Origin of the sequence: Pseudomonas fluorescens (assembly GCF_030344995.1) — a bacterium.
GTDB lineage: Bacteria > Pseudomonadota > Gammaproteobacteria > Pseudomonadales > Pseudomonadaceae > Aquipseudomonas > Aquipseudomonas fluorescens_BF.
The window spans coordinates 257,070-269,340 of record NZ_CP128260.1; the positions used below are offsets into that span (position 1 = coordinate 257,070).

Annotated in this window: 12 protein-coding genes; 6 read left to right on the forward strand and 6 right to left on the reverse strand. The window is 61.3% G+C overall.

All coding sequences use genetic code 11. From position 1 onward, the window contains the following. Window positions 1–12: 12 nt before the first annotated feature. Window positions 13–990 (reverse strand): NADPH:quinone reductase, encoded by a 978-nt coding sequence (locus QR290_RS01155; RefSeq protein WP_115079809.1) that lies wholly within the window; start codon window positions 988–990, stop codon window positions 13–15. A 147-nt stretch (window positions 991–1,137) separates the two neighbouring features. On the opposite strand from QR290_RS01155, the gene hemF reads away from it, so the two are divergent. Then, window positions 1,138–2,052 carry an oxygen-dependent coproporphyrinogen oxidase gene (gene hemF, locus QR290_RS01160; protein WP_115080021.1) on the forward strand — a complete coding sequence of 305 codons (915 nt, stop codon included), beginning with the start codon at window positions 1,138–1,140 and terminating at the stop codon, window positions 2,050–2,052. Between the two features lie 9 nt (window positions 2,053–2,061). Further along, the gene (aroE, locus tag QR290_RS01165) at window positions 2,062–2,883 is read left to right on the forward strand and encodes a shikimate dehydrogenase (protein ID WP_115079810.1); all 822 of its coding nucleotides are present in this window, start codon (window positions 2,062–2,064) and stop codon (window positions 2,881–2,883) included. Between the two features lie 7 nt (window positions 2,884–2,890). On the opposite strand, the gene QR290_RS01170 is transcribed toward aroE, so the two are convergent. From QR290_RS01170 to betC, 3 genes are all read right to left on the reverse strand, one after another. Then, on the reverse strand, window positions 2,891–4,459 hold the full coding sequence (locus QR290_RS01170) for a SulP family inorganic anion transporter (RefSeq protein ID WP_115079811.1): 1,569 nt from the start codon (window positions 4,457–4,459) through the stop codon (window positions 2,891–2,893). Between the two features lie 299 nt (window positions 4,460–4,758). After that, window positions 4,759–5,676: a choline ABC transporter substrate-binding protein gene (gene choX / locus QR290_RS01175; RefSeq protein WP_115079812.1), complete on the reverse strand. Its 918-nt coding sequence runs from the start codon at window positions 5,674–5,676 to the stop codon at window positions 4,759–4,761. 16 nt (window positions 5,677–5,692) lie between these two features. Further along, the gene (gene betC / locus QR290_RS01180; RefSeq protein ID WP_289204144.1) at window positions 5,693–7,207 is read right to left on the reverse strand and encodes a choline-sulfatase; all 1,515 of its coding nucleotides are present in this window, start codon (window positions 7,205–7,207) and stop codon (window positions 5,693–5,695) included. A gap of 114 nt (window positions 7,208–7,321) precedes the next feature. Between betC and QR290_RS01185 the strand changes: the two genes are divergently transcribed. Continuing rightward, window positions 7,322–8,272 carry a choline sulfate utilization transcriptional regulator gene (locus QR290_RS01185; protein ID WP_289204145.1) on the forward strand — a complete coding sequence of 317 codons (951 nt, stop codon included), beginning with the start codon at window positions 7,322–7,324 and terminating at the stop codon, window positions 8,270–8,272. Window positions 8,273–8,276: 4 nt separating this feature from the next. Here QR290_RS01185 and QR290_RS01190 read toward each other — a convergent pair whose 3' ends face one another. After that, a complete protein-coding gene (locus QR290_RS01190; protein ID WP_289204146.1) occupies window positions 8,277–8,936 on the reverse strand; it encodes an NAD(P)-dependent oxidoreductase in 660 nt (219 codons plus the stop codon). Window positions 8,937–9,020: 84 nt separating this feature from the next. Here QR290_RS01190 and QR290_RS01195 point away from each other — a divergent pair, with 84 nt between their 5' ends. Then, window positions 9,021–9,347, forward strand: coding sequence for a DOPA 4,5-dioxygenase family protein (locus tag QR290_RS01195; protein WP_289204147.1), 327 nt, complete (start codon window positions 9,021–9,023; stop codon window positions 9,345–9,347). On the opposite strand, the gene QR290_RS01200 is transcribed toward QR290_RS01195, so the two are convergent. Further along, a complete protein-coding gene (locus QR290_RS01200) occupies window positions 9,348–9,749 on the reverse strand; it encodes a GFA family protein (protein WP_289204148.1) in 402 nt (133 codons plus the stop codon). 335 nt (window positions 9,750–10,084) lie between these two features. On the opposite strand from QR290_RS01200, the gene QR290_RS01205 reads away from it, so the two are divergent. Continuing rightward, window positions 10,085–11,392: a CitMHS family transporter gene (locus QR290_RS01205; protein ID WP_007954069.1), complete on the forward strand. Its 1,308-nt coding sequence runs from the start codon at window positions 10,085–10,087 to the stop codon at window positions 11,390–11,392. Between the two features lie 71 nt (window positions 11,393–11,463). Next, window positions 11,464–12,231 carry a TerC family protein gene (locus tag QR290_RS01210; RefSeq protein WP_115079818.1) on the forward strand — a complete coding sequence of 256 codons (768 nt, stop codon included), beginning with the start codon at window positions 11,464–11,466 and terminating at the stop codon, window positions 12,229–12,231. Window positions 12,232–12,271 lie beyond the last annotated feature (40 nt).

Here is a 12,271-nt window from a genome sequence, read left to right on the forward strand (position 1 = left end):
GGTCATCGGCGGTCAGGGCAACAGGACAGTGGAGCCCGTGGTGCGCCGTGCCGACAGTTCTGTTTGCGCTTTCGCCGCTTCAGCCAGTGGATAACGCTGGCTGATATCCACTTTCAGCTTGCCGCTGGCGATCATCCCGAACAGCTCGTCGGCCATGCGCTGCAGGTTCTCGGCGTTGTTGGCGTAGGTCGCCAGGGTCGGCCGGGTAACGTACAGCGAACCTTTCGCCGCCAGAATCCCCAGGTTCACGCCGTCCACCGCGCCCGACGCATTGCCGAAGCTCACCAACAGGCCACGGGGCGCCACGCTGTCCAGCGAAGCCGGCCAGGTGTCCTTGCCGACGCCGTCGTAGACCACCGGGACTTTTTTCCCGTCGGTCAGCTCCAGCACACGTTGGGCGACGTTTTCGTGGCTGTAGTCGATGGTTTCCCAGGCGCCGTGGGCCTTGGCCAGATCGGCTTTCGCTTGCGAGCTGACGGTGCCGATCAGCTTCACGCCCAGGGCCTTGGCCCATTGGCAGGCGAGCAAGCCAACGCCGCCGGCCGCGGCGTGGAACAGAATGGTTTCGCCACCCTTGAGCTCGTAGGTCTGGCGCAGCAGGTACTGCACGGTCAGGCCCTTGAGCATCACGCCGGCGGCGGTTTCGAAGCTGATGGCGTCCGGCAGGTGCACCAGATTCGCTTCCGGCAGGACGTGGACGTCGCTGTATGCGCCCAGCGGGCCGCTGCCATAAGCCACGCGGTCACCGACCTTGAACCGGGTGACCTCGCTGCCCACGGCCTCGACGATACCGGCGCCTTCCGCCCCCACGCCCGACGGCAAGGCCGGTGGCGCGTACAGACCGCTGCGGTAGTAGGTGTCGATGAAATTCAGGCCGATGGCCTTGTTGCTCACGCGAACCTGCTGCGGACCAGGTTCGGCGGGTTGATAGTCAACATACTCGAGCACTTCGGGGCCGCCGTGGGCGCGGAACTGGATTCGCTTGGCCATCTGCCTACTCCTTGGGTCATTCGGGAAGGTCCCTATCGAACGCTCATGCTTGATCTTCGTCAACTGCGGCGTGCCGGTTTGCGATGGTATGCTACGCGCCCATTTGCGCGGGGCGCCGCGCAGTTCCGCCCGATCCAAGGTGAAGCCATGACGACCCGCACCGACGCCGTAAAGGCCTATCTGCTCGACCTGCAAGACCGCATCTGCGCCGCGCTGGAAATTGAAGACGGCGGCACGCGCTTCGTCGAAGACGCCTGGACCCGTCCGGCCGGCGGTGGCGGTCGGACCCGGGTGATCGAGAACGGCTCGGTGATCGAAAAGGGCGGCGTCAACTTTTCCCACGTCTTCGGCAGTGGCCTGCCACCGTCTGCCAGTGCCCATCGGCCGGAGCTGGCCGGACGTGGTTTCGAGGCCCTCGGCGTGTCGCTGGTGATTCACCCGCACAACCCGCATGTGCCGACGTCCCATGCCAACGTGCGCTTTTTCATCGCCGAGAAGGAAGGTGAAGAGCCGGTCTGGTGGTTCGGCGGTGGCTTCGACCTGACCCCTTACTACGGCAACGAAGAAGACTGCATCCACTGGCACCGCGTCGCCGAACAGGCTTGCGCGCCGTTCGGCCCGGACGTCTACCCGCGCTACAAGGCCTGGTGCGACACCTATTTCCACATCAAGCATCGCCACGAGCCGCGTGGCATCGGCGGCCTGTTCTTCGATGACCTGAACGAGTGGGACTTCGACACCAGCTTCGCCTTCATGCGCGCCATCGGCGATGCATATATCGACGCTTACCTGCCGATCGTGCAGCGCCGCAAGAACGATGCGTTCACCGCCAAGCAGCGCGAGTTCCAGGAATTCCGCCGTGGTCGTTACGTCGAGTTCAACCTGGTTTACGACCGTGGGACCCTGTTCGGCCTGCAATCGGGCGGGCGCACCGAGTCGATCCTGATGTCGCTGCCGCCGCAAGTGCGCTGGGCCTACGACTGGAAAGCCGAGCCGGGCAGCGAAGAAGCGCGCCTGACCGAGTACTTCCTGCAAGACCGCGACTGGCTGGCCCAGGCCTGAGGATTTCTGATGGATCGTTACGTCGTTTTCGGTAACCCGATCGGCCACAGCAAGTCGCCGATGATTCATAAACTGTTCGCCGAACAGACCGGACAGAGTCTCGACTACAGCACGCTGCTTGCGCCGCTCGACGATTTTTCCGGCTGCGCCACTGCGTTTTTCCAGGAAGGTCGCGGCGCCAACGTGACTGTGCCGTTCAAGGAAGACGCCTATCGCCTGGCCAACAGCCTGACCGCCCGCGCCGAGCGCGCGGGTGCGGTGAACACCTTGAGCAAACTCGCCGACGGTAGCCTGCTCGGTGATAACACCGACGGCGCCGGGCTGGTACGGGACCTGACGGTCAACGCCGGGTTCAGCCTCACCGGCAAACGCATTCTGCTGCTCGGCGCCGGTGGCGCGGTGCGCGGTGCGCTGGAGCCGTTGCTGGCGGAGAAACCGGCCTCGGTGATCATCGCCAATCGCACGGTGGACAAGGCCGAGCTACTGGCCGAACTGTTTTGTGATCTGGGGCCGGTGTCGGCCAGTGGTTACGACTGGTTGCGCGAACCGGTGGACGTGATCATCAACGCTACGTCTGCCAGCCTCACTGGTGAGGTGCCGCCAATTGCCCCAAGCCTGATCGAGCCCGGCAAGACCCTGTGCTACGACATGATGTACGGCAAGGAACCGACCGCGTTCTGCCGCTGGGCCAGCGAGCATGGCGCGGGCGTGGTGATGGACGGCTTGGGCATGCTGGCCGAGCAGGCGGCCGAAGCTTTCTTCCTGTGGCGCGGTGTGCGTCCGGACACTGCGCCGGTTCTGGCGGAATTGCGTCGACAGTTGGCGCTGTAAGGCGCCCTCAGTCCTCGAAGCGGATCGGGCATTTCTCCGGCCCTTCGAGTTTGCGCAATTCCTCCACCACCTGCGGTCGCGCCTGACGCAAGGTCAGGCTGCGTTCCTGGCGCAGCAGACGCCGGGCTTCCTGATGGAGCATTTCCACGCCTGAATAGTCGATGAAGTTGATCTGCTGCGCCTCGATCACCACCCGCGCGCCGTGCATCCGTTGCAGGCGCACTTGCAGGTAGTGGCTGGCGCCGAAAAAGATCGACCCGCCGACCCGCAATACATCGTCTTCGCCATCGCGCCAATGCTGCACCCTCGGCTGTGAAGTGCGTTTGAGGTAGAAAAACAGCGAGGCCAGCACGCCGGCATAGATCGCCGTCTGCAACTCCAGCAGCAACGTGGCGACGCAGGTCAGGCTCATCACCACGAATTCCGCCCGGCTGACCCGCAGCAGCGCGCGAATGGCGCGATGATCCACCAGTCCCCAGGCGATCAACAGAATGCTGCCGGCCATCGCCGGAATCGGAATGTGCGCGATCAGCCCGGCACCGAAAATCGCGAACAACGCCACCCACAACGCCGAGAACACCCCGGCCAGCGGCGAGCAGGCCCCGGCCTCATAGCTCAGACCGGAGCGGGTGAACGAGCCGGCGGACAACGATCCCGAAAAGAACGCCCCGACAATGTTCGAAAGACCCTGCGCGCGGACTTCCTGGTTGGCGTCGAGCAGCTGTTGCGAGCGTGCAGAAATCGAACGGGCAATCGAAAGACTGGTGACCAGCCCGAGCATACCCACCGCCACGGCACTGGGCAGCAGGCGCAGGATCAGGTCCATATCCAGCGGCAACCCACTGAACGGCGGCAAGCGTCCGACAAATGCGCTGACCAATTGAACATGGCCGAACATCGCCGGCCACAGCCACACCACCAGACTGCCGAGCACCAAGGTCATCAACAGCGTCGGCCAGCGCGGCAACCATTGTTTGAGCAGCGCACCGACCATCACCGTCGCCACACCGAGGATCAACGACGGTTTATCCACAGCCCCGAGATGGCGCAGCAGATCCATCAGGCTGGCCAGTGCCGTGGCCTTGGCCGGAAGATCCAGCCCCAGCAGATTCGGCAATTGACCGATGGCAATCACCACCGCCGCGCCGAGGGTGAAACCCAGCACTACGGAGTGCGAGACGAAATTCACCAGTGCGCCGAAGCGCAGCAGTCCAAGCAAATACTGGAAAATCCCGGCGAGGAAGGTCAGCAGCAGGATCAGAGTGATGTAGTCCTGCGACGCAGGCACGGCCAGCGGACTGACACTGGCGAACAGCACAATCGAAATCGCCGCCGTCGGGCCGCAGATCAGATGCCACGACGAGCCCCACAGGCAGGCGATCAACACCGGAACGATGGCGGCGTAGAGGCCGTATTCCGGTGGGAGACCGGCGATCAGCGCGTAGGCAATCGACTGGGGCAACGCGAGAATCGCCCCGCTGAGACCGACGACCAGGTCCCGCCCGACGCTGGCGCGGGTCTGCCGGGGCAGCCAGGTCAGGAAGGGGAACAGTGAGCGACGACTGGGGAGGGCCATGGATCCTCTCGGTTTTTGGGAATGGTGCAAGGGTAACAGGGTGGTTTCGGATGTCGTTGTGTGTCAGTTGAATCCTTCCCCCTCACCCTAGCCCTCCCGAAACGTCGGACCGCCCGGAGGGAGAGGGAACTGACCGAGGTGTCTGTTCGAGATTCATCGACCTGAAAGTCTTCAGTCGAACTCAGGTTTTGAACAATACGAAGATCGGCTCCCTTTCCCCCTCGCCCCCCTTGGGGGGAGAGGGTTGGGGTGAGGGGGGAAAAGATCTAAAGCGAACTCAGACCTTCAGCACACCGCAATCAAAGCTTGGCTTTTACGGCCGGCAAAGCATCTTTGCCATCCACCGTCTTCACCCCATCAAGCCACTTGTCCAACACCGCCGGATTCGCCTTGATCCACGCCTTCACCGCCTCCGCATTGCTGACCTTCTTGTTCACCACCTCGGCCATGATGCTGTTCTCCATCTCCTGAGTGAACGAAAGATTGGTCAGCAATTTACCCACATTCGGACAGGCCTCGGCGTAGCCCTTGCGGGTCAGGGTGTAGACGCTGCCCGTGTCGCCGAAGTACTTCTCGCCGCCCTTGAGGTAATGCATTTTCAGCTGCACGTTCATCGGGTGCGGGGTCCAGCCGAGGAAGGTGACGAATTTCTGTTTCTTCACCGCCCGCGAGACTTCGGCCAGCATCGCCTGTTCGCTGGACTCGATCAGCTTCCACTGGCCCATGTCGAAGTCGTTTTTCTTGATGATCTCTTGCAGCGAGATATTCGCCGGCGCGCCGGAGCCGATGCCGTAGATCTTGCGCTCGAACTTGTCCGCGTATTTGTTCAGGTCGGCAAAGTTATGCACACCCGCATCCCACACGTAATCCGGTACGGCCAGGGTGAATTCGGTGCCGTCGAGATTCTTCGCCAGTTGGGTGACATCGCCGGTGGCGACGAACTTGTCGTAGAAGCCCTGCTGCGCCGGCATCCAGTTGCCGAGGAACACATCGACCTGCCCGTCCTTCAAGCCGCCGAAGGTGATCGGCACCGCGAGGGTGTCGACCTTGGCCTTGTAGCCCATGCCATCCAGCAGAAACCCGGTGATGGCGTTGGTCGCGGCGATGTCGCTCCAGCCGGGATCGGCCATTTTCACCGTGTCGCAGCTCTCGGCGAACGCGGATGCGCTGCCCAGTGCCAGCAGACTGACCGTCACGACTGTGGATAACTTGACCATGGACTTCCCCTTAGCATTATTGGTTTTGGCAGGGTTGTGGATAACGGGCCTTGCGCTCCAGGTCATCGAGGTCGATGTGGTTGCGCATGTACTGCTGACTGGCGTCCACCAGCGGCTGGTGATCCCAGCTCTTCAGCTTGCCGATCGTCAGCGCCTCGGCGACGAAGCGCCGGCGGCGCTGGCTTTCGAGGACTTCGCGGTGGATTGCCGGTATGTCCCACTTGGCCCGTGCTTCAGCAAGAAAATCGTTGAACAGTTGGCGATGTTGCGGTGATTGGCTGAGTTCTTCCTGCTCGCGTGGATCGTTATCCACATCGAAGAGTAGGCAAGGGTCGGTTTCGCTGTAGATAAATTTGAAGGCGCCACGACGGATCATCATCAGTGGGCTGACAGTGCCTTCGGCCATGTATTCGCCGAACACCTCATCGTGACCGCCCCGCCCTTGCAGGTGTGGAACCAGCGAACGGCCGTCCAGCGGCAGATTCGGTTCCAGGCTACCGCCGGCCAGCTCGACGAAGGTCGGCAACAGGTCGGCGGTGGAGACGGCAGAGCTGACACGGCCGGATTTGAACTGACCGGGTGCACTTATCAACAGAGGTACGCGAGCGGCCATTTCGTACCAGTGCATTTTGTACCAGAGGCCTTTCTCTCCCAGCATGTCGCCATGGTCACCGGAGAACACGATGACGGTGTCGTCCATTAGCCCACAATCTTCGATGGTTTGCAGGAGTTTGCCGACGTTGGCGTCAATATAGCTGCAAGCACCGAAATAGGCGCGACGCGCATCTCGGATTTTATCCACAGGCAGCGGCTTGTCCCACAGGTCGTATACCTTGAGCAAACGCTGGGAGTGCGGATCGAGAGAATGCTGATCCGGCGTCGTCGGAAGCGGGATATCCGCATCGTCGTACAAATCCCAGAACGCCTTGGGAATCGTGTACGGGTCGTGGGGGTGAGTCATCGACACGGTCAGGCAGAACGGCTGGTCGCCGTCCTCGCGAATATGGTCGAACAGGTATTGCTGAGCCTTGAACACCACCTCTTCGTCGAAATCGAGCTGGTTGGTGCGCACGCACGGGCCGGCCTGCAACACCGAAGACATGTTGTGATACCAGCTCGGCCGCACATCGGGTTCATCCCAGTTCACCGCCCAGCCATAGTCGGCCGGGTAGATGTCGCTGGTCAGGCGCTCTTCGTAACCGTGCAGTTGATCGGGGCCGCAGAAATGCATCTTGCCCGAGAGTGCGGTGCGGTAGCCGAGACGGCGCAGGTAATGGGCGTAGGTGGGAATGTCGGCGGGGAAATCGGCGGCGTTGTCGTAGGCGCCGATCTTGCTCGGCAACTGGCCGCTGACCAGGGTGAAACGCGACGGTGCGCACAGCGGGCTGTTGCAGTACGCGGCATCGAACACCACGCCTTGTTCGGCGAGGCGGCTGAGATTCGGCAGTTTCATCGGCGACGAGCCGTAGAACGGCAACATTGGCGCGGCCATTTGATCGGCCATGATGAAAAGAATGTTCTTGCGCTTCATGTGATCGCGGCATTCCATAGTGAATATTTATGCGACATTGCTGCGATCGAGCATGGATTCCACGCAATATCCGGTAAAGCCCGCGCCGGACAATGACTAGGATAAGCACAGCTTATGTATGAAGCCCTCGGTGATTTGTCGCTGGACCTGCTGCGCGCCTTCGAGGCGGCGGCCCGTCATCGCAGTTTTACCGCTGCGGCGGTGGAGCTCGGCACGACGCAACCGGCCATCAGCCAGCAAATCAAACGGTTGGAGGAACAGCTCGGTACGCGGCTGTTCGATCGGATCTACCGGGGCATCGAACTGACCGAGGTCGGCTCGATCCTGTTTGAGCAAGTTACCCTCGGTTTGCAGAATATCGACGCAGGATTGAGCGCGATCAGCACGCAGCAGCAACACGAAGTGTTGCAGGTCGCCACCGATTTCGCCTTTGCCGCGTATTGGCTGATGCCGCGTCTGCACCGCTTCCATGAAGCTTATCCACAGGTGGACGTGAGCCTGGTCACCAGCGAGCGCAATCACAACATGCTGCGCCCGGATATCGACGTTGCCGTGCTGTTCGGCGACGGTCGCTTCAAACAGGGTGAAAGTCACTGGTTGTTCAGCGAAGAAGTGTTTCCGGTGTGCAGCCCGCAGTTGCTCAAGGATCGCTCTCTGCCCCTGCCTGCTCAGGCATTGCTGGAATTTCCGTTGCTGCACCTGCGCGGGGAAAACAGCAGCAACTGGTTCGACTGGAGCGGTCTGTTCCGCGAGTTGAACATCAGCACGCCGCCAGCCCCGGGCCAATTGCGCTTCGACAATTACACCTTGTTGATTCAAGCGGCGATTGGCGGTCAGGGCGTGGCCATTGGCTGGCGTCACCTTGTGGATAACTTATTAACCCAAGGGCTGTTGTGCCGGCCCATCGCCGAAACCACCTTGTCGCGCCTTGGTTATTACGTGGTGTTGCCGCAGCGCAAACGCCGGGGCGCGTTGATTCAGACCTTCGTGGATTGGCTGATGGCCGAACAGGCCAGCAGCGCCGAGTCCCTGGCCGGGCTGCCGTTGCCGTCGATTGCGGTGTAACGGATCAGGAAGCCGCAACAAAATCCACGTGCTGACGCAGATGCAGATTCAGCCGCAGCTCGTCGGCAATCCCTACCGCCACCCGGTTCAAACGCTCCAGCGGTTCGGCCAACCCAGGTTCAAGCGTGCGGCCGACCTGACTGAAGTGCTCGATCGTCAGCCCGGCGACACTGCGCGGCGCATTGACCAGCGTCCAGTGCAGCGGGCTGCTTTGCAGGGCTTCGCGTATTTCCTCGGCGGCGTGGCGTTGCAGCGGGTCGGCGTTTTCCGGATCGTCCAGTGCTTCGAAGTCACCGATGACAAACAGGCGCGAGACGTTCGCCGCTTGCAATCCATCGATCAACGCATCCACCGCCAGCACCTGTTCCACTGGCCCCAGCACCACGGATTTCTCGACATGATCGCTGCTGAGCGGCAAGCCCGGCGCATTCAACAGGCAGATCACCGCCGTGCTGCCGGCCACGCTCTGATTGACCCGCTCGGCATCGAGCAGGTCGCCGCTTTTGGTGCGCAGCCCCGGCCGTGGCGCGAGTGCTGTCAGATCGTCGAGGATGGCGATGACTTCGTGCTGGCGGTGCAGCAGTTCAGCCATCAGCGCACTGCCCAGGCTACTCATGGCACCATAGAGCACCACTTTTACCGCCGGGGTTTCGGCATTTTTCATGGCTGAGGTCCCTTTTGTTTTCCCTTGTATGGCGTGTGACATACGGCCAACGCCGAGGGTTCGAACCGATTCAGAGGGTTTGCGATGCAGACGATCAAGGGTTATCACGCCCACGTTTATTACGACGCCAGCACGATCGAACAGGCGCGGGCGCTGTGTGAACAGGCGGCGTCGCTGTTTCCATTGAAGATGGGCCGCGTACATGAACGCCCCGTCGGTCCGCACCCGGACTGGAGCTGCCAGCTGGCCTTCGGCCCGGAGTTGATCGGCGACGTGCTGCCGTGGCTGGCGCTCAATCGCAAAGGGTTGGTGGTGTTCCTGCACCCGGACACCGGCGATGACTTGCTGGACCACACCGAACACGCCATCTGGATGGGCGCGATGCGGCCGCTGGATCTGTCTATTTTTTAATCAGATGGTTTCTTCGGGCTCGCCGGGCAAATGCTCGTCCAGGTGCAGCCATGGCAACTGGCTGTCGGTCCAGATGTGCCGCTCGGCGGCGGCCAGCTCTGGATGATCCAGTGTGGCAATCGTCAGATCGATGCTCTCGGGGCTGAGCAGCGTCACCAGCGCCAGTTGTGCGCCGCAGTTCGGACAGAAGAACCGAGCGCAACTGGTCGACGAGTCATAGCGCGAAGGTTTCCCCGCCAGCCACTGGAAGTTCGCCGCCGGCAGCGTGATCCAGGTGATGACGATGCCGCCGCTGACCTTTCGACAGATCGAGCAATGACAGTGGGCGATGTCGTGCAACGCTCCGCTGAACTGATAGCGGATATGTCCGCAATGGCAGCCACCGCTGTGCAAATCAGTCATCGCCCTGCCCTCCGCTCCCCGTGTTCATTGACTCTAGCCCGCATCCGACCGCCGGTTAGCCGTTCGCCCAAAGCTTTTTTGCGCGAAAGGTAGCTGAAAGGTTCCCCGATTAGGATCGCCCCCACTGCCGGCAACAGACCGGTTGGCCAACGCGTGTGATTGCTCGCACGACAGGCCCAATTAACAACAACAATGGTGATTCTGATGTCCTCTGCAACCCGCCTCCTCCCACGCCTTTTTTCTGACACTCCGCTCGTACGCCTTGTGCTTCCCGTTCTGCGCTGATCCACCCGATCCGCTCACCTACCTAGCCGCGCTACGCCTGGAGTATTCCCATGCTGACTTTCCTTGGCTTCGCCATGGTCATCACGTTCATGTTCCTGATCATGACCAAGCGCCTGTCTGCGCTGATCGCTCTGATCATCATCCCGATCCTGTTCGCTCTGTTCGGTGGTTTCGCCCCGAAGATCGGCCCGATGATGCTCGAAGGTATTACCAAGCTTGCGCCGACCGGCGTGATGCTGATGTTCGCGATTCTGTATTTTGCCCTGATGATCGACTCCGGCCTGTTCGACCCGGCCGTGCGCAAGATCCTCAAACTGGTCAAGGGCGACCCGCTGAAAGTTTCGGTCGGCACCGCCGTACTGGCGCTCGTCGTTTCCCTCGATGGTGACGGCGCGACCACTTACATGATCTGCGTGGCCGCCATGCTGCCGCTGTACAGCCGCATCGGCATGAGCCCGCGGATCATGGCCGGCCTGATCATCCTCGCCGGCGGCGTGATGAACATGACCCCATGGGGTGGCCCGACTGCCCGTGCCGCGAGTGCGCTGCACGTGGACCCGTCGGACATCTTCGTACCGATGATCCCGGCGATGGCTGCCGGTGTGGTGGCGATCCTGATCATTGCCTACTTCTACGGCAAACGTGAGCGTGCGCGTCTGGGTGAGTTGCACCTGATCGGCGACGAAATCGATCACAGCGAAATCAGCGTCTCGCAATTCCCGGATGCCCGCCGTCCGAAGCTGATCTGGTTCAACGGCTTGCTGACCCTGGCCCTGATGTGCACCCTGATCGCCGGCCTGCTGCCGCTGCCGGTGCTGTTCATGGTGGCGTTCAGTATTGCCATGATCGTCAACTATCCTTGCCTGCAAATGCAGAAGGACCGCGTTGCGGCCCACGCCGGCAGCGTGCTGTCGGTGGTCAGTCTGATCTTCGCGGCGGGCATTTTCACCGGTATCCTGTCGGGCACCGGCATGGTCGATGCCATGTCGAAAAGCCTGCTGGCAGTGATCCCTGATTTCCTCGGCCCATACCTGGCAGTGATCACGGCGCTGGTGAGCATGCCGTTCACGTTCTTCATGTCGAACGACGCGTTCTACTACGGTGTGTTGCCGGTGTTGTCCGAAGCGGCCAGCCATTACGGCATCACCGCAGTGGAAATGGCCCGTGCCTCGATCGTCGGTCAGCCGGTTCACCTGCTGAGCCCACTGGTGCCGTCGACATACCTGCTGGTCGCACTGGCGGGCATCGAGTTCGGCGATCACCAGCGTTTCACCCTGAAATGGGCAGTGCTGGTCTGCCTGTGCATACTGGTCGCAGCCTTGCTGTTGGGGACTTTCCCGCTGTTCAGCACGTTGTAACGGCACCAAACTCACCCGGACGCCAGCTGATTGCTGGCGTCCTGGTTTAACACTCGCTCAAAGGAATACACATGGAATGGCTGACCAACCCTGAGATCTGGGTTGCCTTCTTCACCCTGACCGCCCTGGAAATCGTTCTGGGCATCGATAACATCATCATGATTTCGATCCTGGTCAGCCGCATGCCCAAACACATGCAGCAGCGCACCCGGATCTTCGGTCTTGGCCTGGCCATGATCACGCGGATCCTGTTGCTGCTGTCGATCACCTGGGTCATGCGCCTCACCGCTGACCTGTTCGAAGTGTTCGGTCAGGGCATTTCCGGTCGCGACCTGATCCTGTTCTTCGGTGGCCTGTTCCTGCTGTGGAAAAGCTCCCAGGAGATGTACCACGCGCTGGAAGGTGAGGACGAAGCAGGCGACGAGCCTTCGGGCAAGGGCGGCAACTTCCTCTACACCATCATCCAGATCGCGATTATCGACATCGTCTTCTCGCTGGACTCGGTGATCACCGCCGTCGGCATGGTGTCCCATGTGCCTGTGATGGTCGCGGCGATCATCGTGGCCGTGCTGGTGATGATGCTGGCTTCGGGCAAGATCAGCGAGTTCATCGACAAGCACCCGTCGCTGAAAATGCTCGCGCTGTCGTTCCTGCTGGTGGTCGGCACCGTGCTGATTGCCGAATCGTTCGACGTGCACGTACCGAAAGGCTACGTCTACTTCGCCATGGCGTTCTCGCTGGCGGTCGAAGCGATCAACATCAAGATGCGCGGCGCGATTGCCCGCAAGAAGAAACAGCAGGATCCGGTGAAGCTGCGCAAGGATATTCCGGGTCAGTAACCCGAACGCAGTGAGCATGACAAAGGGGCCTTCGGGCCCC

Bases quoted from the DNA above. Each gene is read 5' to 3' on its own strand.
- QR290_RS01155 (WP_115079809.1), bottom strand. From the start codon at position 990: ATGGCCAAGCGAATCCAGTTCCGCGCCCACGGCGGCCCCGAAGTGCTC.
- hemF (WP_115080021.1), top strand. From the start codon at position 1,138: ATGACGACCCGCACCGACGCCGTAAAGGCCTATCTGCTCGACCTGCAA.
- aroE (WP_115079810.1), top strand. From the start codon at position 2,062: ATGGATCGTTACGTCGTTTTCGGTAACCCGATCGGCCACAGCAAGTCG.
- QR290_RS01170 (WP_115079811.1), bottom strand. From the start codon at position 4,459: ATGGCCCTCCCCAGTCGTCGCTCACTGTTCCCCTTCCTGACCTGGCTG.
- choX (WP_115079812.1), bottom strand. From the start codon at position 5,676: ATGGTCAAGTTATCCACAGTCGTGACGGTCAGTCTGCTGGCACTGGGC.
- betC (WP_289204144.1), bottom strand. From the start codon at position 7,207: ATGAAGCGCAAGAACATTCTTTTCATCATGGCCGATCAAATGGCCGCG.
- QR290_RS01185 (WP_289204145.1), top strand. From the start codon at position 7,322: ATGTATGAAGCCCTCGGTGATTTGTCGCTGGACCTGCTGCGCGCCTTC.
- QR290_RS01190 (WP_289204146.1), bottom strand. From the start codon at position 8,936: ATGAAAAATGCCGAAACCCCGGCGGTAAAAGTGGTGCTCTATGGTGCC.
- QR290_RS01195 (WP_289204147.1), top strand. From the start codon at position 9,021: ATGCAGACGATCAAGGGTTATCACGCCCACGTTTATTACGACGCCAGC.
- QR290_RS01200 (WP_289204148.1), bottom strand. From the start codon at position 9,749: ATGACTGATTTGCACAGCGGTGGCTGCCATTGCGGACATATCCGCTAT.
- QR290_RS01205 (WP_007954069.1), top strand. From the start codon at position 10,085: ATGCTGACTTTCCTTGGCTTCGCCATGGTCATCACGTTCATGTTCCTG.
- QR290_RS01210 (WP_115079818.1), top strand. From the start codon at position 11,464: ATGGAATGGCTGACCAACCCTGAGATCTGGGTTGCCTTCTTCACCCTG.